Source organism: Aeromicrobium sp. UC242_57, assembly GCF_044452305.1.
GTDB lineage: Bacteria > Actinomycetota > Actinomycetes > Propionibacteriales > Nocardioidaceae > Aeromicrobium.
The window spans coordinates 714514-734899 of the sequence record NZ_JBIOAM010000005.1 but is presented as its reverse complement, the minus strand read 5'-3'; the positions used below and the strand labels follow the sequence as shown (position 1 = coordinate 734899).

Below are 20386 nucleotides of genomic sequence, written 5' to 3'. Positions count from 1 at the left end.
TCGCAAATTCGGTTGAAAGCGGTTGTGCTGCGGTGGGCCATGCCGTACTTGAGGCGCGGGCCTTGTGCGCTGTCGTTCACGTCGGCCACGCGGTGCAGCCGTGCGCTAATGGGCTGCAGCCCGGTTGAAGTCGGCTCGGCCGGGTTCACATGCGGGGAATGACGTATTGGCGCGAAACCTAGTGAACCCAAACTCTCAGCCCGCTACTGTTACGCGATGTCGCCCGATGGTCTCTCCCGAACTCCTCTGACCTGGGCGGACTATCTCGCCGACGTGCTTCCAGCGATCCTCCCCGAGGCGGGCCTCACCTCAGATAGTGTCTTGGCCATAATTAAGGATGTCGGTAGTCGTGCTCAGGGCTACGCGGCAGGGGGACGCTCCGCTCGTCGTGCTCTACGGACGCCCTTTCTCGACGATGTCGTCGACTTCAATCCTGCCGAGGCGCCCCTTCCCGTTCGCGCGGACGTAGCCGTTGTCGTCCGGAACAGCATTCTCGAAGACCAACATGCCGCGGGCCTCGTGGTCGACAACCACCTCGCGGAGGCCACCCATCTTGCTTGCGCGCCGCTCAATACTTGGCTGCGCGAGCACTCGAACTCGAGCGAGCACGATCCACCAAGCGGCCCGTTCTCTGCCATGGTTGATTTTCCGCGCGCCTACGCGGCGCTCCAAGCCTTGGCACTGGCAGCCGAGGCTGGGGGGCGCAGGGCGTTCAGATCACCAGTGGGTGCGGTAGTGCCCAAGCTTCCGACCGCTCACCAGGGCGAAGTGGAGCGCACCGCGACAGGCTTCGTCCGGAGGTCAGCCATATCGGACCTTGATCAGGGGCTGGTTCAGATACTCAGAGGTGTCGCGGATGGCGAGATCGATTGCCTGTTCGTTAGCCTCTCTCGAGATATAGCCGTGACAGCGTTCTTCTGGCTCAGACTATTGAAGTAGCGCTGGCCTACGGCGCGACCGTCCTCACCACCAATATGATGCTGCGGCCGGCGGAGGCCTTCGCTAGGCGCGCGCCGTTCGCCGCCTCTCACTCGCGAAGACCCTTTGCCGATGTCGATTACAAAGGACTTTCAGGCGTGCATGCGAAGTGCCTACGGAAAGTCGTCGATCAGAACGAGTTGTCCCGGGAACACTGACCCCCACGGCCCACGGCCCTTACCTAATCAATGGCGCCAACTCGCAGCGCAATCGGTCAGGAGCCGGACAGATGGACACATAGATCTAGGCTTTCGCGGTGGAATGATGTGCCTTCTAGTCCTCATCCTCGCGCAGATCGGTATCGGGCAGGTCGTCGTCTTCGACACCGAAGAACTCTCGGTCCTCCGCATCGAGTTCCGCTACATCCTCGACCCAGAATTCGAGATTCCACTTATCGTCTGCGGACTCCCAGGGGTCCATACCCGGGTGAGCCGCACGAGTTCTTCGATGGGAAGCCAGAGCTTGCACACGAAGCATCGGAAGTCGATGGCCGTCCACCCACGCTGAGTCTTCGGCCGACGACGTTCGACCACCATTCGCTTCAATGCCTGAACCTTGGAAATTCCTTGAGCGCCGCATACAGGGCAGGTTCGCCGATCATGGTCATGCCGTTCAAAGAGCACCCGACCGGAAAGACGACTCTCGAAGCGTCCGCCGCCCATGACCTAGAGAGGCGCCGCGACGCTCCCCAAGAACGCCGAGACAGGCGCGAGGCCAATTGACGGCATCGATACGCCCATTCCGGACGGCCGACGTATCAGCAACGACGGGGGCGCGAATGACTCCCTCCCGCCCGCCGGCGCGAGTGAGTAGAGCTTCCAATCTGCGTACGCTGCTGCCATGAAAGCCATCACGCTCGCCGCGCTGATCCCCACCGCCCTTGATCCTGCCACTTGCAAACTCCACTGCGCGGTGTGGAACGGTGAGGAGTACCCCATCGACGTGTTGAGCAACGACCCCGAGGCCTGGGAGGGGTGGAACAGCGACCGGAGCAACAAGGACGACTTCAACCGGCAGTTCATTTTCTCCCTTGCGCAGGACCGACACGACTTGACACTGTGGCTCTTCGGCGGGATCTGGGAGGTCCTTGAGCGAGGCGGTGAGCAATACGCGCGGTCATACAAGATTGCCCTTCGAGAGGACCTAATGGGTCCCTACGTTCGTCGCCTCTACGTGCGGCTCGCGCTCGGAGGCCGCCAACGCCGTCGCAAGATGGAGTCGATTCTCGACGAGATGACCGTCGCTGCCATCCTTGAGGAGCCGTTCCTTGGCGACCCATTCCCGGGCCACGACAAAATCAACCATGCCCTCGCCGACCTTCAAATGGTCGTGAAGCAAAACCGGCCCGACTGGCGAATCGCCTTAGAGCAAATGAAGGGCGTATACGTCATTCACGACCAGGTCACCGGGTCGCGCTACGTCGGCTCGGCCACCGGTGACACCGGGATATGGGCACGTTGGAGTTCGTACGCGCAGACCCTTCACGGGGGCAACAGGGGGCTCGTTGATCTCGTGGCTGAGAAAGGCGAGGAGTACTTTCGCACCAACATGAAATTCGCACTTCTGGAGTTCTGGTCAATGCGCACGGATGACGGGCATGTTCTCGGCCGCGAGTCCTACTGGAAGGAAGTTCTCCACGCCCGATCACTCGGGCACAACAAGAATTGAGCGGCTACGTCCGCCCACCGCCGCTCGCGAATCACGGCACCAACGGCACCACTACGCACGCCACCAAAACTCCCGGAATGGCAACCGACCTTGTGCGGGGCAGACAGCGGTTTGTCGCTTTCTGAGCCAGAAGTTGGATCAGCCAGGGTTGACGAGCAGGTCACTCGGTTTACAGCTGACATGGATCCAGCCCTCCCGGCGCCCAGCCGCGAGTTCGCCCTCAGGCGGGGCAATGGTCAGATCGAGGTCACGGGCTCGGGCGATTAGGGCACATACGACGGCGTCGCAAACGTCGTCGCTAGCAAACTGGCCGATTAGGCTCTGGTCGGCGGAGAGGAACGCAAAATTGGATTGCAACTCGGGCCACGTCTGCTTCGCTTTCCCGAAGCCCCACGCAGCCAGAGCCGCTGAGGGATAGGTCTCACACACCGTTCCGTTAATACCGGCCCGGTCGACTGAGAGTCCAAGAGCGGCCAACTGTGCCTCGACTAATACCCACATGGCCGCAGTCGCGCCGAGAAGCTGGAACGATGCTGGAAGAGGGCGGGTCTTGATTCTGGGGTCGTCGGTGAGAAACCGTCCGTTAGCCGCTGCGCAACCTCTCGGGTCCGCCACTTCTCCCAGGCCGCTCCTGCTGGAATGGAACGGGAAGTCAGCGGGCCATGATGCCGATCGGCCATCAGGGCGACGAACTGGTCTGGCCAACCGAAAGGAACGTCGACCGCCCAAGTGCTCGCGCTGTGAGCGGCGATCAGCGGTGCGATGTCGTTTGCGGGCAACGGGTTGCGCACGTCAACGATGTGCGCTTCGCCCGGCGTTGACCAATCGATCGCGACGGCAGCTGTCTTAGCCTTGTTTGTCGAGACGTCGAGTCCCCAGGTGATCGTGTTCACGACTACATTCTCCCAACCTCGGGCGCAAGGCGCTTGGCTACACGCCGACGTGACGTGGCGTCCGAAACAGCAAACCCTTCTTGCAATTTCTGCCGGCCTCAATGGTCGGCGGGGAGACGCGGTCCCGTGGTGGCAGACTATGCGCGTGCCGCGCAAAATTCTGGTTACTGGAGGCCCCTCAGGGCCGGTGGACTTCGTCGAAGTTCCTGCGGTCAACGAGCTTGAGCTTCAGGAGATGCTGCGTGCCCATCCACAGTTGATCCCGTCCGAGGACTTGGGCCTTTCTGGAGACTTGCTTGTCGTCGGCCGAGAGACTCAGCTCGCATCCGGCGCCATCGACCTGCTCTGCCTGTCAAAGTCGGGCGAACTTGTCATCATCGAGTTCAAGACGGGTCCGAAGAACCCTGACTTCAGGCACGCACTTGCTCAAGTCATCGACTACGGCTCGGACATCTGGAAGCTGGGCGATTGGGCCGCGTTCGATCAGGGAGTCGTTCACCGCTACCTCAACAGTAGGTGGGTCGAGCCGACCTACGCTGGTTGTGAGGACCTACAGGCTGCTGCCACTAAGGCGTGGGCGCTTACTTCCGAGGAATGGGAGGTGCTCGCCGATCGACTCGATCAAGTCATCAAGAGTGGCGACTTCCATTTCGTAATCGCGGCGCAGCGCTTCGTCGACCCAATGAAGGTATCGGTCAGTTACCTGAACGAGACCACTCAGGCTGGTCGGTACTTCCTCGTCGAGGTGGTCCGGCTCGACGGCGCCGGACTGATGGCGTATGCCGCGCAAGTGGTCCACAAGCCCGAAGCTCGCGGAGGCGCGGGGTCAAGTCCGGCAGCGAAAGCATCAGAGGCGGCGTTCCTGGTTGCGATCGCAGATCCTCCCTACCGCGAGGCAATGAGTGAACTGTTCGCGTCCGTGAAGGCGCTAGGGCTGACGTTGGCGTGGGGTTCGAAGGGAGCGTCCATTCGGTTGAAGTCACCAGACCAGCAAGAGCCCATCTCAGTTGGTTGGGTCTTTCTCGAAGGAGACCAGTGGACCTGGGCCAAGCATGTGACGCTTGGCGTCGACCCGGCACGTTGAAAAAGCATCCAAGTGTCGAGCCAGCCATTCTCGAGTTCTGCCGACAGGTCACTCTGGTAGCCGGAGGCAAGCCAGCCGGGGGCAAGTCCAACGCAGTCATATTCGAACCATCAGTGTTCGTCGACAAGCGCGACGAGTTGATCGCACTCGTCGGCGACCTGGCGGCTGGCCTACTCAGGGTGCGAAATTGGGTCAGGACCAACTGGGCACGAAGCCGTCCGGCGGCAATCAGAACAGAACACGCGCACCGCAACGACGGACGCCCTAATGCGGTGGTAAGACGCGCCGTGGGGAGCGCGCGCACCGCGGCACGAGCAATCGATCGCTCAGGTGAGAGATACGCGTCAAAGCCCGACGCTCGATCACACCGACCTGCGACCGCTCCTCCTCCCTCACCTAGGGCCTTGCCAGCCGGAACTTGACGCGTGGGTGCATGTTCGCGGGAAGCGTCCCAGCACCCCACTTGCGAGATGATGTATACCCACGTCTCTCGTTGTCCGGCGGGGAACCCACGAGCTTGTTGTAACCTCCTCCCGTGCCACCTCATGCCAAAACCCTCGGCCAAGCTTCGCCGGTCCCCTTGAGCCGAATTTGGAGCGGCGGCGCTGGACCGACGCGGTCCGGCATCGAAAGCGCTCTTTCGACTGCCGCGGTCGAGGTAGAAGGCGTCGGAGGGAACAGGAGAATCTGGTTCGAGCTGCGCTCGCCAGTGCTGACGACGTCACTGCTCGCCGCGCAGTAGAAGTACTGATTGACCTGCTCGAAGCCGAGGGATTCTTTGAAAGTGAAGATCCCGGCTCAGTAAAGTTCAAACGGCGCTTGAGCCGTTTGGGGAATTGAGCATCTTCGGCCGCCTGAGTTGGGACGAAGAACTTGTGGTTCCGGCCGCTCCCGGTCTGCCCTCACCCGTGGCGAGCGCGCCACCTACGCCAACTGTCCCGTCGATTGGCTCGGGTGCGGCCGTCCCTGCGCCCTCCCTCGCCGCGCCGATTGGGGCACCAGGTCGAGGAACGCAGACGGAGCCAAGCCCAAGCCCGGCCTTCCTTGTGGACATCTTGCGTAAGGTGCCGCACGCGGCACGGCCACTCGTCGGGCCGCGGCGGAAGGGACAAACCTCGGTCATCGTTCACGATGAGTACGACGCCCAGGACTTCGTACATCAGGCCCTCCGGCTGGTATATCCGGACACGCGACTCGAAGAGGTGGTTCCGAGTTTTGCAGGTGCGTCGACCAGAACGAATTTTCCTATCAAGGTCGAAAGCACCGTCATTGAAGTCAAGGTGACCCGAAAAGGCAGGTCCGAGAAGGCTATCCGCGACGAAATTATCGTGGAACAGCGCGCCTACGGAGAGCATCCCAGCGTTAAGCGGCTAATCGCGGTTGTTTATGACCTCGTTGGCAACTTCTCGAACATTGCCGGGTTCGAAGCGGACCTCTCCAAGCCATCAGCCGGGAATTTGGAGAACATCGTGATCGTCGAGCGTTGGCCGGAGGCGACCTAGGACCTCGGATGCAATGAGGGCGCATGCGCACGATCCGGCACGCGACTGAGGTCGCTCTCTCGACGACCCGTGGCGGACCTACAGCTGTTCTCACGAGGCGCGAGTCGATGTTTGCTTTCGCAGAATGAGGAGCGACGTTCTGGAGGCTGTGCAGCAGTTTCGACACGCCGCCTCCCGGGGTGCGCCCGCGGCTAACTAGACGATTCCCGTGGGACCGGCGTCCGGCCAGACTCGGTCCGGTATGACGTCGTAGCAGTGAGCCTCGCATCGTTGGCTGCCCCGGACGAACGCCCGGACCATGAGTTTTCTCAACCCCGCAGCGCCGCCCCTGAGAACGAAGCTTCCGGCCTCAGCAGGTGATGCCCTCTCGCAAAATGGGCGACGCACCGACGCGTATTCCACCCCCAGTGTCGCCCTGATGAGGCAGGATTCGTGCTGCGCCTGTCAGGCCGACGCGAACGGGGAGATAAATGCGAGTAACCAAGGTTGCCTTTCGTGGGTATCAGCGACTTGTGGAGACCTCCTGCAGCACAGCAGGAAAGATGATCGCCTTCTTGGGACCGAACGAGGCCGGGAAAACGACAGTGCTGCGCGCGCTCGATTGGTACAGCAATGGGGAAGGCGCACTGCCGTCGCGATTCCACAGCGAGGCAGGCCGCCGACACAAGAAGAAGCGGTCGTGCAGGTCACCTATTGGCTGGATGAGGACGATCGTGCAGCGATCTCTGACCTCGGATTAGCCGAGTTGCCTCGCTTCTACCGTCGTGGGCGCCGCGCAAACGGCAACTACTTCAGTGCGCTCGAGCCAACATCTGGCTTGCGCGATCGCGCGCCGTTTGATGTAGCTCGCGGGCGGCTTGCGGTAGCGCTTGAGTCCGAGCCGGAGATCGATCCCGACGAATCGGAGCCGAACCTGAGGCTGTCCGACGAATTGCTGTCCGAGTTGCTTGAGGACCCTGACGGGACGTGGAACGACACATGGGACGAGCCGTTCCAAGCCGCGCTTGAAAGGCTCGAGGGCATTGGCGACGAGGAGACACTCGATGCCTTCACGCGTATTCGCGGCCTCCTGAAAGGGCCGCATCCTGATGAGACGGCCCGAACTCGACTCCGCGGCCGTATGCCTCAGTTCGCCCTATTCGCTGAGGAAGACCGTGCGATCCGTTCGTCGTATGACCTCTCGAACGACGCGCTGCGGGACGATCCGCCGAGCGCACTTGCCAACCTCGCCTGGGTGGCTGATCTCGACCTTCAGGGCCTGTGGGAGGCAGTAGAGGCTGGGGATCAGCGCAAGATCGGCACCGCGGAGCGCAGAGCCAACGAACGGCTCGACGCCCGCCTGAGCACTCGTTGGAGTCAGCGAGATTTGGATGTCATGTTCAACGTCAGTGGAAGCGAACTGCAGGTGCAGATCTTCGAAGACGTCGAGGATGGTGCCGTAACCCCCGTCGACGAGCGGAGTGATGGTTTACGAACCTTCATCGCATTAGTTGCCTTTCTGGCTCGACACGATTTCTCTACGCCGCCAGTCCTGTTGGTTGACGAAGCAGAGACGCATCTTCACTACGACGCTCAGGCAGACCTTGTCGAGGTTCTGACAAAAGATGTTCAGGCCACGCAGGTGTTCTACACGACGCACTCGCCCGGATGTTTGCCAAGGGACCTTGGTACAGGGGTCCGACTCGTTGCCCCCGTCCCAGGCAAGGCGGATGAAAGTCGACTTCGCAACGACTTCTGGACGAGTGAACATCCGGGTTTCACGCCGTTGCTCTTCGCGATGGGCGCGGGCGCCGCAGCCTTCTCGGCGTTCCGTAAAGCAGTGCTGACCGAGGGTGCAGGCGACATGATTTTGTTGCCAAGCCTCCTGCGAAAGGCGACGGGCAAGGACGATTTGGACTTTCAAGTTGCTCCGGGGATCGCGAACTATCACGGTTCTGGACTGGAACTCGAGGAAGTGGCAGCGCGAGTTGTCTACTTAGTGGACGGCGATAGGGGCGGCGACGATCACAAGGCACGCCTGCTGGACATGGCAGTTCCGGAAGAGCGCATTCTGCAGTTCGACGCTCCTACTGCGGTTGAAGACTACGTGCATCCCGATCGGTACCTCGGCCTGGTCAACGATCTCCTTAGCCTTGCGGGGCAGCCAGTAACAGTGTCGATCGACGAACTTGATCGCAGCGTGTCCATCGGTAAGGCGGTCGAACTCTGGTGCGATGCGCAAGGGTTTCCCCCACCGGGAAAGACTGTTGTCGCTGCGTTGCTCATCGACGACCCGGATGACTTGGCGCTCGCTGACGGCGCTCAAGAGAAGCTCAAGGCGCTCCATGCACGAATTCAAAGGTCACTCGCGGCGCAGCCCGAGAAGCGATCGCATTAGCCGTCAAGGGACCTGGCAGTCACGTCTGAGACGCCCAAGCAAGCCACCTTAATGTCAAAAGCGCGTAGTCCAATCTGGGCGGTATGCCGCTGGCTAGCGATGCAAGAGCGCGGAAGCGCGAGATGTTCGATGAGTCAAGGCGTGGTCGGCGCCGGTCGATCCTCGGCCTGCACAAGGCGCGGACACCAGCTCACGAGATCGTTCACGAGGGCAGCGCAGTTGTATCGGGGACGAAGTCAACAAGAATTGCGTGGCGACCTCGTCTGACGGGGCCGAACTTCTCACCGCCCCGACATGGTCCAGGCGTTCGCGACCAGGTCGATTACGACACCCTCCGGCCCGGTGAACTGCCCCAGGATCTCCGGGTCCAACATCGCGTGCATTGCGATGCCGTCGGCGAGGCCGACTAGCTCGGTCGACAGGTGCATCGGATCGATCGGACGGGATCTGTCCGGCGGCCTGGGCTTCGATGACGATGCGGGCGACGACCCGACGCCAGTTGTGCAGGTAGTCGATGACTTCTTCTCGTGCCTCGACGTTGGCACCAGCTTCGGCGTAGAAGACCAAGAAGATGCGAGTCATGGCGACGCGTCGGTCGTCCAGGGGCAGGATGCTCTCGATCAACCGGCCGAGGCGCTGCATGGGGTCGGTTGTGGCGTCGAGGCGCAGTTCGCGGAACATCCGGCCCTGGATCTCGGCGGCCCTTCGCAGTGCTCCGACCAGCAGATCGTGCCGTGAGGTGAAGTAGTGGTTGATGACGCCGGTCGACCATCCGGACCGCTCGGCGACCGCCCGCGTCGTGACCGCCTTGATGCCTTCTTCGGCGATCAGGCTGAGTGCAGCATCGGCCAGCTAGCGCGACGAACCTCGTGGTCGACGACTTTGGGCATGGGCACTCCTTTGTTGGACCACGGCAGGGTAACTGATCACGTGGCATAGATCTAGAGCATTTGACGCTTGAAACGTGCTTGAAATCTATTGGGAACATACCATCCCGCTCGCCTGGATACAGCGAAAAATGATCCTTGACACACTCCGGGGCGACGATTACCGTTCTTATATCAGTTGGTTGAAATAAGAAGCGGAGAGCACGTGACGAGTACGAACGGGACGCAGCCTGGAGTCATTCGGGTTCCGCTGCGCTGGCGCGACCTGGACCACCAGGCGCACGTCTATCACGCCACGATGCTGACGCTGCTGGACGAAGCCCGCACCCACTGGCTGCGCGACGTCATCGGCGTCGACTTCCCGGATGAGTACGTCGTGGTCCGCATCGAGATCGACTACGTCGCCGAGCTGCTGATCGATGCCGGCGCAGTCGACGTGGAGTTCAAGGTCTCGCGAGTCGGTCAACGAAGCCTGACCACCGCAGAAGTCGTGCGCACCCCGCAAGGCGTCGAAGTCGCTCGCACCGCGGTCACGATGGTCATGTGGGACCGGGACGAGCGGCGCTCGCGGCTGCTCACCGACGCCGAGCGGGCGGCAGCCGCAACGATGATGGCTCCGGGAGTGACCCATGCCTGAGGCAGTCATCGTCGCCTCGGCACGCACGCCGATCGGCCGCGCATTCAAGGGTTCGCTGAAGGACGAGCGTCCTGACGACATGGTCGCCCAGGTCGTCCGGCAGGCACTCGCGGCAGTTCCCGAGCTCGACGTCGCCGAGGTCGAAGACCTGCTGCTCGGTTGCGGCTCACCCGGCGGGGAACAGGGCTTCAACATGGCCCGAGTCGCGGCCATCCTGCTCGGTCACGACCACCTGCCTGGCGTCACGCTGACCCGCTACTGCGCCTCCAGCCTGCAGACCACCCGCATGGCGATGCACGCGATCCGTGCGGGAGAGGGCCATGCCTTCATCTCGGCCGGCGTCGAGTCGTGCTCCTCCTACGTCAAGGGCGAGTCCGACTCGATCCCCGGCACCATGAATCCGCTGTTCGACTCCGCACGAGCCCGCTCGGCCGCCGCGAGTGATCCCGGCGCCGACACCTGGGCCGACCCTCGCGCACTCGGTGACCTGCCCGACGTCTACATCGACATGGGTCAGACCGCCGAGAACGTGGCCCTGCAGTTCGACGTCAGCCGCGAAGACATGGACGTCTACGCCGCACGCTCCCAAGAACGAGCCCGCCTAGCGGTGGAGAACGGCTTCTGGGCCTCCGACATCACGCCGTACACCCGCGCTGACGGCACCGTGCTGACCGCCGACGAATCACCCCGCCCGAGCACGACGCTCGACGGCCTCGCCGATCTTCGCCCGGTGTTCCGGCCCAACGGCCGGGTCACGGCGGGCAATGCCTGCCCGCTCAACGACGGTGCCTCCGCCCTGATCGTCATGAGCGACACCCGGGCCCGCGAGCTGGGACTGCGTCCCTTGGCGCGCATCGTCTCGACGGCGGTATCGGCGCTCTCCCCAGAGATCATGGGCATGGGCCCCGTCGAGGCGACCCGCAAGGCCCTCGCGCTGGCCGGCATGACGGTCAATGACATCGACCAGTTCGAGATCAACGAGGCGTTCGCCGCTCAGGTCATCGCGAGCCAACGTGAACTCGGCATCGCCGACGACCGGCTCAACATCAACGGCGGAGCCATCGCGGTCGGACACCCGTTCGGCTCCACCGGCGCACGGATCACGAGCACGCTCGTGAACTCGCTGCGCTTCGCAGACCACCAGCTCGGCGTCGAGACGATGTGCGTCGCCGGTGGACAAGGCATGGCCATGGTCGTCGAACGGCTCGACTGAACGACCAGAGACAACAACCAGAACACACAGATTTCGGGGACAGACCCGGTATTCGGGGACCAATCAATTTCGGGAAACCAAGTTCAACGCAGGAAACAAGGAAGGTAAGAGACATGAAGCCTTCAAGAAGCGAGCGGGTATCTCCGCCGCCGTGCTCGGCCTCGGCGCGGCTCTCGTGCTCTCCGCCTGTGGCGGCGACAGCGGCGGTGGCTCGGCAACGGACCAGAAGGAGATCCGCATCCTGGTCTCCGCTCCGCTCACCGGCGACTCCGCAGAGACCGGCAAAGATCTGGTCGACGGTGCGAAGCTGGCCGCCGAGTACCTCAACGACAAGGGCGGCGTGCAGTCTGGCCCGCTCAAGGGCAAGAAGTTCGTCATCGAGTCGGCCGACGACCAGCTGGAGACCGAGGCTGCGACGACGATCGCCGCCAAGTTCGCGGGCGACGACAAGCTCTTCGCCCTCACCGGATTCCTCAGCAGCGGCCAGGCCCAGGCGGCCGGCGTCGTGCTCCAGAAGTACAAGCTCCCCGCCGTCGTCTCGTTCGCCTCGGCAGACTTCCTGACCACGGACGCCGACAACCTCGTCGTCGTGTCGGCGGCGGTGTCGAACTTCGCCCGGGTCGCAGCCGACTTCGCGTCGACCGACCTGGGTGCCAAGTCGGTCGGCAGCATCGCCGGCGACTACTCGTTCCTCGACTCCTACTACAAGGGGCTCGATGCGGCGCTGAAGACCAACGGCGCCAAGAACGTCTCCAAGCAGACGTACGCCGAGGGCACAGCCGACTTCGCGACGCTGCTGACCCGCATCAACAAGTCCAAGCCCGACGTCGTCATGAGCGGCGCCTTCCAGGCTGATGCGGGCAAGATCGTCTCGCAGATGCGCCGCACCGGCATGGAGCAGCCGTTCGTCGACTTCCTCGGCGAGGGCTGGGGACAGACCTTCTCGGACGCCGCCGGCTCGGCGCTCACGCAGGGCGACGTCTACCAGATGGACCCCGCCAACGTGTTCCCCGAGAAGGGCTCGCTGCTGGAGCAGATGGACATCAAGTTCAAGGCTGCGAACGGCAAGAACATCCCGACCGCCAGCATGCACAGCTTCGACAGCGTCCTGACGATCGCCGCTGCGATCGAAGCTGGCGCGACGTCGAAGACCGATCTGCTGGAGTTCATCACGCAGACCAAGGGCGAGGGCCTGCTGGGGCCGATCGACTTCACGAAGGACCTGACTCCCAAGGAGCGGTTCGGCACGATGTCGAAGGTCACCGGTTCCGATCCGCAGGATCGTGAGAAGGCCGCCGACTACACCATGAAGTCGGACGGGACGGTCGAGCGCACCGATGCCCCGTAACGACGTGTCTGTGGCCGGGGCATCCGCCCCGGCCGCGGGCCCCCCGCTCCCGGACTACCGGGCGCTCGCGTCGCGGTACCTGAGCAAGGTGGCCACGATCGGCGTCCCGGTGGTGCTGGCCCTCGCCTTCCTCCTCCCGCAGATCGTGACGTCCCCGTTCCGTCTGCAGATCTTCACGGTCGCCTTCCTCAACGCCGCCGTCGTCGCACCCCTGGTCCTGTCGTTGGGCTATGCCGGGATGCTCAACTTGTCGCAAGGCACGTTCTACGGCCTCGGCGCCTACACGACGGCGATCCTCGTCACCGACCACGGCTGGTCGTTCGAGGCCGCGATCGTCGCCTCGGCTCTCGTCGCCGGCGTCGCCGGTGGACTTCTGGCGCTGGCCACGGCGCGGGTCAAGGGCGACTACTTCGTCCTGATCTCGCTGGGGCTGACGATCGCGGTCGCCCAGCTGTTGGCCAACCTGCCAGACCTGACCCGCGGACGGGAAGGCTTCTTCGGCATCCCGACGCTCGACTTCTTCGGCCTGTCGTTCGGCGACCCGGTCACCGGCTACTACCTGTGCCTCGGCCTGCTGGTCGTGCTCTACCTCGTCGTCAGCCGGATCGCGTCGGGCTTCCTCGGACGTTCGATGCTCGTGGTGCGGTACGACGACGTCGCCGCCCGCAGCATGGGCATCAAGCCGCTGAAGATCCGCGTCACCGCGATGGTGCTGAGCTCGGCCCTGGTGGGCGTCGCTGGTGCGTTCCTGACCGCGACGCTGCAGTTCATCAGCCCCGCCGACTTCAACTTCGACGCCTCGTTCATGCTCAGCCTGTACGTCATCATCGGCGGCATGGCGAGCCTGCCGGGTGCGGTCGCCGTCGCCGTGATCTTCACGCTCCTCAACGAGGAGTTCCGCGGCATCAGCGACTACAGCGTCGGCCTGATCGGCATCGCCGTGATCATCGCGGTGTTCCTGCGCGGAGGGGTCTTCAAGGACGCCCTCGGCGAACGACGTTCCCGACGCGGAAAGCAGGTGCGCGATGCTTCGCGTTGATGGGGTCGGGATGACCTTCGGCGGTGTCGTCGCGGTCAAGGACGTGTCGTTCTCGGTCGCCCCCGGCGAGATCGTCGGCGTGATCGGCCCGAACGGATCGGGCAAGTCGACGCTGATCAACGTCATGACGGGCTTCTACCGACCGACCCACGGCTCGGTCAGCCTCGACGGCGAGACGCTGTCGGGCCTGTCGCCCGAGGCGATCCGGCGCGCCGGCATTGCCCGCACGTTCCAGAACCTGCGCCTCGTGCAGGAGATGTCGGTGCGCGAGAACGCCGTCGCCGGCCTCTACCTGCAGATCACCGGCGGTCGCTCGCTGACCCAGCGCTGGCTCGCCGACATGTTCGCCACCCCTGCCGCGCGTCGCCGTGCCGCCGCTGCCAGGGACGCCGCCGAGCTCGCACTCGCTCAGGTCGGCCTGCAGGACAAGCTCGACCAGACCGTGAGCGCCCTGTCGTACGCCGACCAGAAGCGGCTCGAGCTGGCCCGCGCGATCGCGCTGCGCCCCAAGGTCCTGGTGCTCGACGAGCCCACGGCCGGTATGTCGGTCGACGAGGCCGACGAGCTGATCCGCATGGTCACCGCACTGGTGGAGTCCGACGGCGAGCCGATGAGCCTGTTCCTGGTCGAGCACCGGCTCGAGCTGGTGCTCGACGTCTCGCACCGTGCCGTCGTCATGGACGGCGGCCAAGTCATCGCGGACGGACTGCCCGATGACGTGGCCCGCGACCCGCACGTCCGCAGCATCTACGTGGGAGGCGAATGACATGCTCGAAGTCAAGGACGTGAGCGCCGGTTACGGCGTGACGGAGGTGCTGCACTCCCTGTCGCTGCGGGTCGAGCCCGGTGAGGTGCTGGCGGTGTGCGGCCCCAACGGCGCCGGCAAGTCGACGCTGCTGAAGGTGCTGTCGCGTCAGCTGCGGGCGACCGAAGGCAGCGTGACGTTCCAGGGCGACTCCCTGCTCAAGGACTCACCGGCCCGGGTCGTCGAGCGCGGCATGGCACTGTGCCCCGAGGGACGCCGGGTCTTCCCGCGCATGACGACCGAGGCCAACCTGCAGCTCGGCGCCTACAGCCGCAAGGACCGCTCCGCGATCGACGCCGAGATCGAGGCGTACCTCGACGCCTGGCCCGTCATCAAGCGTCGTCGCAGCTCGCCGGCCGGACTACTCAGCGGTGGCGAGCAGCAGATCCTCGCGATCGGCCGCGCCATGATGTCCAACCCGTCCCTGCTGCTGCTCGACGAACCCTCGCTCGGGCTGGCCCCGGTGCTGATCGACCAGGTCTACGAAGGACTCAAGTCGCTCGTGCAGTCGACCGGCATCAGCGTGCTCCTCGTCGAGCAGAACGTCGTCAAGGCTCTCGAGCTGTGCGACCGCATCGCAGTGCTCACCGACGGCGAGATCGTCTTCGAGGCCGATGCCGCTGACGTCACCGCCGACGAGGTGGGTTCGCACTACTTCGAGCACCACGGAGAGGCACACGCATGACCTACTTCCTGCAGCAGCTCGTCAACGGCATCGCGATCGGGGCGCAGTACTCCCTGTGGTGCGTCGGTTACGGGCTCGTCTACCAGGTGCTCGGCCTGATGCACTTCGCCCACGGTGACACGTTGATCTTCTCGGCGTTCTTCGCCAGCACCCTGATGCTCCTCGGTGCACCGTTCTGGGTCGCGGTGCTGTTCGCGATGATGCTCGCGGCGATCCTGGCGATCGGCATCGAGCGGGTCATCTACCGGCCACTGATGTCGCGCAAGCAGCTCTTCATGGCGTTCATCGCCGCGATGGCCGCCGGCTTCGTCCTGCGCAACCTGGTCCAGCTGTTCTGGGGCGTGCAGCCCCGGACGTTCCCCGAAGGGTTGCTGCCATCGGGATCGATCGCGATCGGCGAGGTGCGCATCACCTACCTGGCGCTCATGAACCTGGTCGTCGCCCTCGGCATCGTCGCGATCTTCCAGATCTTCCTGACCCGAAGTCGGCACGGTCAGGCGATCGTCGCGGTGTCGCAAGACCGGGCCACGGCCGGCTCATGGGCATCCGGGTCAACCGCATCGTCGCGCTGGTCTACGGGCTCAGCGGTGCGATCGGCATGATCGGCGTGTTCATGTACATCACGAACTTCCGCACCATCACGATCGGCCTCGGCTTCCTCATCACCCTCAAGGCCTTCATCGCCGCGATCATCGGCGGCATCGGCTCGATCCGCGGCGCGGTGCTGGGCGGAATGGTCCTCGGCATCCTGGAGGCGATGGTCTCGTCGTACCTGTCGAGCACGTTGCTCGAAGCCATCGTCGTCTCGTGCCTGGTGGTGTTCCTGATCTTCAGACCCAACGGCATCATCGGCATCAAGGAGAACCTCAAGCTGTGACGCTCTACTTCAACCAACTCGAGCAGGGGACGTCGTACACGTCCTCAGGCCGGACTGTCACCGAGGCCGACATCGTGGCCTTCGCGGGGCTGTCGGGTGACTTCAACCCGCTGCACATGGACGCCGAATGGGTCAGGGAGAACACAGGTTTCGGCGCCCGGATCGCGCACGGACTGCTGATCCTGTCGATCTCGAGCGGGCTCCGCACGCCGGGACTCGACGACCTGGCGATCCAGGCCTACCTCAACGTCGACCGCCGGATGTCGGCTCCGACGTTCGCCGGCGACACGGTGCACGTCGTCCAGACCATCAGCGGGCTCAAGGCCAGCTCGTCGAAGCCCGGCATGGGCGTCGTGACGCTCGACGTCGCCGTCCACAAGCACGACGGCACCGTCGTCCAGCAGGGCACCGACGTCCTTCTCGTGGCAGGAGATCCCGATGCATGAACGCGGACACTCGGGTCGTCGCTACGTCGTGACGGGCGGCGCCTCGGGCATCGGCCGGGCGGTCAGCGAGGTGCTGATCCGTGACGGCGCCTACGTCGCCGTCGCCGACCGCGACGTCGACGCGGCGCAGCAGGTCGCCGATACGTTGGGCGAGCGGTGCCTCGCGGTCCGGCTCGACGTCAGCAGCCGTTCGTCGTGGGACGAGGCGTCCCGTCAGGTGCGCGACGAGCTCGGCGGCGTCGACGGACTCGTCAACAACGCCGGCATCACCCGCGACCGGACCATGAAGCGGATGAGCGACGACGAGTGGCAGCAGGTCATCGACGTCCACCTGCGCGGCACGTGGTTGGGCTGCCAGATCCTGGCCGACGACCTCGGCGCCTCGTCGACGGGGTCGATCGTCAACATCTCGTCGTCGGGACGGCACGGCTCGTACGGTCAGACCAACTATGCCGCCGCGAAGGCCGGCATCGTGGGGCTGACGAAGTCGGTCGCGCTCGAGCTCGCGAAGCACGGCGTGCGGTGCAATGCCGTCGCACCCGGCGCCGTCGAGACCCCGATGCTCGCGGACGTGCCCGAGACGGTCAAGCAGGGCTGGATGGATGCGACCGCACTGGGCCGCCTCGCCCAGCCCGAGGAGATCGCCGAGGCGGTCGCGTTCTTGCTGTCGCCGGCCTCGTCGTACGTCACGGCGCACGTGCTCGATGTCAACGGAGGTGAGATGCACCTGTGAGGGGACACGTCATCGAGGGGGCCGACATCCACCGGCAGGGTCCCGTCATCGATCTGCTGGAGGCCGAGCGGCTGCGCCCGTCACGGCCGCTGCTGCGCTGGCCCGACGGCGAGTGGACCGTCAGCGAGCTTCGCTGGCGCTGCTCGCCGGTGTGCCCAGCACCTGCTCGGCATCGGTGTCGCCGAGGGCGATCGGGTGGCTCTCGTCAGCGGCAACTCCGAGTGGCGTCTGGCCTGGCAGTTCGGCATCTGGTGGATCGGTGCCGTCGAGGTCTCGGTCAACGCCGAGCTACGTGGACCGATGCTGGAGTTCGTGCTCAGCGACTGCGATCCCACGGTGATCCTGGCCGAGCGCGAGATGGCCGACGGTCTTCCTCCGGTCGACGGCGTTCCGCTGGCCGTCACCGACGGCTCGTGCTCACCGACATCAGCGCCGACCAGGCTGCCGCGCTGGACGCGGTCGCCGTCCGGCTCGCAGCGTCGGCGCTCGGCACGATCCTCTACACGAGCGGCACGACGGGCGCGTCCAAGGGCGTCATGCTGCCGCGCGCCTACTTCTCCAACCTCGGCTCGGTCGTCGGCCGGGTGCTCGACCTCGACGAGGGAGACGTCGGCTACTTCGTCCTGCCGTTCTTCCACGTCGACGCGCACATCGTCCTGCCAGCGGTGATCCAGTCGGGCTCGGTGCTCTCGTTCGACCGCCGGTTCAGCGCCCGCAAGTGGTGGCCGCAGATCCGCGAGCTCGAGGTCACGTGGGCGTTCGTGATCGGCGCCGTGCTGTCGGTCGTCATGACGACCGACCCGGGGTCCGGCGGGCAGCACCCGGCTGACCCGGTTCCTCGGTGCGCCCATCCCCGGCTGAGGCCTACGAGTACTTCGAGGACGGTCTCGGCATCTCGATCCTCAGCATGTTCGGCCAGACCGAGGCCGACGGCCCGACGTTCGAGTCACGCGGCCACCAGCGCCGTGGCAGCGCCGGTTGGCCGTGCGCGGGCTTCGACATCGAGATCCACGACCCCGCCGGAGTGCCGGTCGAGACCGGTCAGGTCGGCGAGATCGTGATCCGTCCGCAGGCCGCGAACATGATGACGCTCGGCTACTGGCGTCGCGACGACGCGACCGTCGAGGCATGGCGGGGTCTGTGGTTCCACAGCGGCGACCTCGGTCGCCTCGACGCCGACGGCTACTTGACGTTCGTGGGCCGGCTTACCGACAGCCTGCGCCGCCGCGGCGAGAACATCTCGGCCTACGAGCTGGAGTCGGTCATCGGCACTGCGCCGGGCGTCGTCGAGTGCGCCGTGATCGGCGTCCTCGACGAGATGGGCGGCGAGGACGAGATCAAGGTCTTCGTGGTCCCCGACGAGGGCACGGACTTCGACGTCGACGACTTCTTCGCCTACTGCGAGCAGAGCCTGCCCCGCTACGCGGTGCCCCAGATCCTGCAGCTCACGCAGGCCTCGACGTTCGTGCGCAGCGTCGGCACCGGCGTGATCCAGAAGCGGCGGCTGTCCGTCGACATCGAAGGACCAGACATCTACCAGCGGGGAGCGACACGAGCCCCCGCGACGACAGAGAGGTTGCTCGGTGAGCTTCACGTGGAAGAACGCCCTGGAGGAGCTCGACAAGCGTCGCGCCGAGGCCCGCAAGCTCGGTGGCGAGCGCCGGATCGATCGCGCTCACCAGCAGGGCAGGTACACGATCCGTGAGCGCATCGAGCGGGCCTCGAGCGCGTTCTACGAGATCGGCGAGTTCACGACGTATGACGACGTCGACGTCAACGGCAACCTGATCGGGCAGCTCCCGGCCAGCGACGTCATGGGCCTTCGCGGAGTTCGCCGGACGTCCCGTCGCGCTGGGCGGCGAGGACTTCACGGTGCGCGGCGGTGCCCCGCAGACCTACCTCGACCGGCTCAAGGGCGGACTCGGCGGATTCGTCGAGGACCTCGCCCACGAGTACCGCATCCCGCTCGTGATGTTCATGGAAGGCATCGGCGGTGACGTCGCCGCCCAGGCCGAGAAGGGCCACTCCTACCTGGTCAGCCGCTCAGCTGGAAGCGGTCGTACGAGCTGCTCGCCGAGGTACCGGTGCTCGCGATGGTCAGCGGCGCGGCCGTCGGCGGCACCGCAGGCCGCACCGTCCTGAGCCACTTCTCGGTCATGACCAAGGACTCGGTGATGTTCGCCGGCGGCCCGCCGCTGGTCAAGCGAGCCCTCGGCCTCGACATCGACAAGTTCGAGCTCGGCGGCGCGAAGATCCACACCTCCGGCTCGGGCGCGATCGACAACATCGCCGAGGACGAGGACGATGCGATCCGCCAGATGCAGACCGTGCTGAGCTACCTGCCGCAGAACGTCTGGGAGCTTGCCCCCCGCGCGGCGAGCGCACCGACCCGGTAACCCGCCGCGGCGACGAGCTGCTCGAGATCATCCCCGAGAACCGGCGCCAGCCGTATCACGCGTCGAAGGTCATCAAGACTGTCGTCGACGCCGACTCGTTCTTCGAGGTCGGTCCCAAGTGGGGCAAGAGCGTCACGACCGGCTTCGCCCGCATGGACGGCATCCCGGTCGGCGTCGTCGCGAGCAATCCGCGTCACCTGGGCGGAGCACTCGACGCGGCCGCCGCCGAGAAGCAGGTGCGCTTCGTCGACACGTGCAGCACCTTCCACCTGCCGATCGTCTACTTTGTCGACGTCCCGGGCTTCATGGTCGGCCCCAACGCCGAGCGCGGCAACGTCGTCCGCTGGGGCATGCGGGCCATCCAGTCGATCATCGAGGCCGAGGTCCCGGTCGTGACGATCCAGGTGCGCAAGGCCTACGGCATGGCGGTCTCGGCGACCTCGAGCCCCGACAGCCTGAGCCTGCGCATCGCCTGGCCCACCGCCGAGTGGGGCGACCTGCCGATCGAGGGCGGCGTCGAGGCCGGCTTCAAGCGCGAGATCGAGGCGGCCGACGATCCCGTCGAGTACCGCCGCCTCGCCGAGCAGCGGATGCTCGAGCTCTCCGATCCGTGGAAGACCGCCGAGGCCTTCGGTGTCGAGAACATGATCGACCCGCGCGACACCCGCGAGATCGTCTGCGCCTTCCTCAACGCGTCGATGCACAAGGTCGCGACCAACCTGGGACCGCAGAAGAGGCAGTGGAGCCTGCGCCCGTGACGCTCCGTCCGACACCCAGCACGACACCCCGTACGACCGAAGCCCGTATCAACGAAAGGC

The 20386-nt window shown here is 64.8% G+C and carries 21 protein-coding genes and 4 pseudogenes; 19 read left to right on the top strand and 6 right to left on the bottom strand.

Annotated features, from left to right (window positions below):
• Positions 1 to 393 precede the first annotated feature (393 nt).
• Positions 394 to 552 (bottom strand): hypothetical protein, encoded by a 159-nt coding sequence (locus ACHMWU_RS26100; RefSeq protein ID WP_396048454.1) that lies wholly within the window; start codon positions 550 to 552, stop codon positions 394 to 396.
• Positions 553 to 1251: 699 nt separating this feature from the next.
• The gene (locus tag ACHMWU_RS26095; protein WP_396048452.1) at positions 1252 to 1398 is read right to left on the bottom strand and encodes a hypothetical protein; all 147 of its coding nucleotides are present in this window, start codon (positions 1396 to 1398) and stop codon (positions 1252 to 1254) included.
• Positions 1399 to 1818: 420 nt separating this feature from the next.
• Here ACHMWU_RS26095 and ACHMWU_RS26090 point away from each other — a divergent pair, with 420 nt between their 5' ends.
• The gene (locus ACHMWU_RS26090; protein WP_396048450.1) at positions 1819 to 2646 is read left to right on the top strand and encodes a GIY-YIG nuclease family protein; all 828 of its coding nucleotides are present in this window, start codon (positions 1819 to 1821) and stop codon (positions 2644 to 2646) included.
• A gap of 138 nt (positions 2647 to 2784) precedes the next feature.
• Here ACHMWU_RS26090 and ACHMWU_RS26085 read toward each other — a convergent pair whose 3' ends face one another.
• Both ACHMWU_RS26085 and ACHMWU_RS26080 read right to left on the bottom strand, forming a co-directional pair.
• A complete protein-coding gene (locus ACHMWU_RS26085; protein ID WP_396048448.1) occupies positions 2785 to 3147 on the bottom strand; it encodes a DUF429 domain-containing protein in 363 nt (120 codons plus the stop codon).
• Complete coding sequence (locus ACHMWU_RS26080) at positions 3135 to 3539, bottom strand: DUF429 domain-containing protein (protein WP_396048446.1); 405 nt, start codon at positions 3537 to 3539, stop codon at positions 3135 to 3137. Before ACHMWU_RS26080 ends, ACHMWU_RS26085 begins: the two co-directional genes overlap by 13 nt.
• Before the next feature lie 49 nt (positions 3540 to 3588).
• On the opposite strand from ACHMWU_RS26080, the gene ACHMWU_RS26075 reads away from it, so the two are divergent.
• The 3 genes from ACHMWU_RS26075 (at position 3589) to ACHMWU_RS26065 (ending at position 8502) form a co-directional block, all read left to right on the top strand.
• A complete protein-coding gene (locus tag ACHMWU_RS26075; RefSeq protein ID WP_396048444.1) occupies positions 3589 to 4623 on the top strand; it encodes an endonuclease NucS domain-containing protein in 1035 nt (344 codons plus the stop codon).
• Positions 4624 to 5669: 1046 nt separating this feature from the next.
• Positions 5670 to 6125: a hypothetical protein gene (locus ACHMWU_RS26070; RefSeq protein ID WP_396048442.1), complete on the top strand. Its 456-nt coding sequence runs from the start codon at positions 5670 to 5672 to the stop codon at positions 6123 to 6125.
• A gap of 679 nt (positions 6126 to 6804) precedes the next feature.
• Positions 6805 to 8502, top strand: coding sequence for an ATP-dependent nuclease (locus tag ACHMWU_RS26065; protein WP_396048440.1), 1698 nt, complete (start codon positions 6805 to 6807; stop codon positions 8500 to 8502).
• Positions 8503 to 8783: 281 nt separating this feature from the next.
• On the opposite strand, the gene ACHMWU_RS26060 is transcribed toward ACHMWU_RS26065, so the two are convergent.
• Positions 8784 to 8930: a hypothetical protein gene (locus ACHMWU_RS26060; protein ID WP_396048438.1), complete on the bottom strand. Its 147-nt coding sequence runs from the start codon at positions 8928 to 8930 to the stop codon at positions 8784 to 8786.
• Positions 8931 to 8994: 64 nt separating this feature from the next.
• Positions 8995 to 9315: pseudogene (locus tag ACHMWU_RS26055) on the bottom strand (TetR family transcriptional regulator); the annotation flags it as partial.
• A 279-nt stretch (positions 9316 to 9594) separates the two neighbouring features.
• Here ACHMWU_RS26055 and ACHMWU_RS26050 point away from each other — a divergent pair.
• The 15 genes and pseudogenes from ACHMWU_RS26050 to ACHMWU_RS25980 all read left to right on the top strand — a co-directional run bounded on the left by ACHMWU_RS26050 (position 9595) and on the right by ACHMWU_RS25980 (position 20326).
• Positions 9595 to 10026 carry an acyl-CoA thioesterase gene (locus tag ACHMWU_RS26050; protein ID WP_396048436.1) on the top strand — a complete coding sequence of 144 codons (432 nt, stop codon included), beginning with the start codon at positions 9595 to 9597 and terminating at the stop codon, positions 10024 to 10026.
• Positions 10019 to 11239 (top strand): acetyl-CoA C-acetyltransferase, encoded by a 1221-nt coding sequence (locus ACHMWU_RS26045; RefSeq protein ID WP_396048434.1) that lies wholly within the window; start codon positions 10019 to 10021, stop codon positions 11237 to 11239. Before ACHMWU_RS26050 ends, ACHMWU_RS26045 begins: the two co-directional genes overlap by 8 nt.
• A 151-nt stretch (positions 11240 to 11390) precedes the next feature.
• A complete protein-coding gene (locus ACHMWU_RS26040; RefSeq protein WP_396048432.1) occupies positions 11391 to 12587 on the top strand; it encodes an ABC transporter substrate-binding protein in 1197 nt (398 codons plus the stop codon).
• The gene (locus ACHMWU_RS26035; RefSeq protein WP_396048430.1) at positions 12577 to 13626 is read left to right on the top strand and encodes a branched-chain amino acid ABC transporter permease; all 1050 of its coding nucleotides are present in this window, start codon (positions 12577 to 12579) and stop codon (positions 13624 to 13626) included. The genes ACHMWU_RS26040 and ACHMWU_RS26035 overlap by 11 nt, the downstream gene beginning before the upstream one ends.
• A gap of 10 nt (positions 13627 to 13636) precedes the next feature.
• Positions 13637 to 14392, top strand: a complete 756-nt coding sequence (locus tag ACHMWU_RS26030; protein WP_396048428.1) for an ABC transporter ATP-binding protein — start codon at positions 13637 to 13639, stop codon at positions 14390 to 14392.
• A 1-nt stretch (position 14393) separates the two neighbouring features.
• Complete coding sequence (locus ACHMWU_RS26025) at positions 14394 to 15116, top strand: ABC transporter ATP-binding protein (RefSeq protein WP_396048426.1); 723 nt, start codon at positions 14394 to 14396, stop codon at positions 15114 to 15116.
• A pseudogene (locus ACHMWU_RS26020) lies at positions 15113 to 15993 on the top strand (branched-chain amino acid ABC transporter permease). Before ACHMWU_RS26025 ends, ACHMWU_RS26020 begins: the two are co-directional and overlap by 4 nt.
• Positions 15990 to 16439, top strand: coding sequence for a MaoC/PaaZ C-terminal domain-containing protein (locus tag ACHMWU_RS26015; protein ID WP_396048424.1), 450 nt, complete (start codon positions 15990 to 15992; stop codon positions 16437 to 16439). The pseudogene ACHMWU_RS26020 and the gene ACHMWU_RS26015 overlap by 4 nt, the downstream one beginning before the upstream one ends.
• The gene (locus ACHMWU_RS26010; RefSeq protein ID WP_396048422.1) at positions 16432 to 17172 is read left to right on the top strand and encodes an SDR family oxidoreductase; all 741 of its coding nucleotides are present in this window, start codon (positions 16432 to 16434) and stop codon (positions 17170 to 17172) included. The genes ACHMWU_RS26015 and ACHMWU_RS26010 overlap by 8 nt, the downstream gene beginning before the upstream one ends.
• A gap of 195 nt (positions 17173 to 17367) precedes the next feature.
• Positions 17368 to 17484 (top strand): annotated as a pseudogene (locus ACHMWU_RS26005) (hypothetical protein); the annotation flags it as partial.
• Positions 17485 to 17585: 101 nt separating this feature from the next.
• A pseudogene (locus ACHMWU_RS26000) lies at positions 17586 to 17963 on the top strand (AMP-binding protein); the annotation flags it as partial.
• 116 nt (positions 17964 to 18079) lie between these two features.
• Positions 18080 to 18877 carry an AMP-binding protein gene (locus tag ACHMWU_RS25995; protein WP_396048420.1) on the top strand — a complete coding sequence of 266 codons (798 nt, stop codon included), beginning with the start codon at positions 18080 to 18082 and terminating at the stop codon, positions 18875 to 18877.
• 167 nt (positions 18878 to 19044) lie between these two features.
• Positions 19045 to 19314 (top strand): hypothetical protein, encoded by a 270-nt coding sequence (locus tag ACHMWU_RS25990; protein ID WP_396048418.1) that lies wholly within the window; start codon positions 19045 to 19047, stop codon positions 19312 to 19314.
• Positions 19266 to 19568: a carboxyl transferase domain-containing protein gene (locus ACHMWU_RS25985; protein WP_396049227.1), complete on the top strand. Its 303-nt coding sequence runs from the start codon at positions 19266 to 19268 to the stop codon at positions 19566 to 19568. Before ACHMWU_RS25990 ends, ACHMWU_RS25985 begins: the two co-directional genes overlap by 49 nt.
• On the top strand, positions 19526 to 20326 hold the full coding sequence (locus ACHMWU_RS25980) for a carboxyl transferase domain-containing protein (protein WP_396049226.1): 801 nt from the start codon (positions 19526 to 19528) through the stop codon (positions 20324 to 20326). The genes ACHMWU_RS25985 and ACHMWU_RS25980 overlap by 43 nt, the downstream gene beginning before the upstream one ends.
• Positions 20327 to 20386 lie beyond the last annotated feature (60 nt).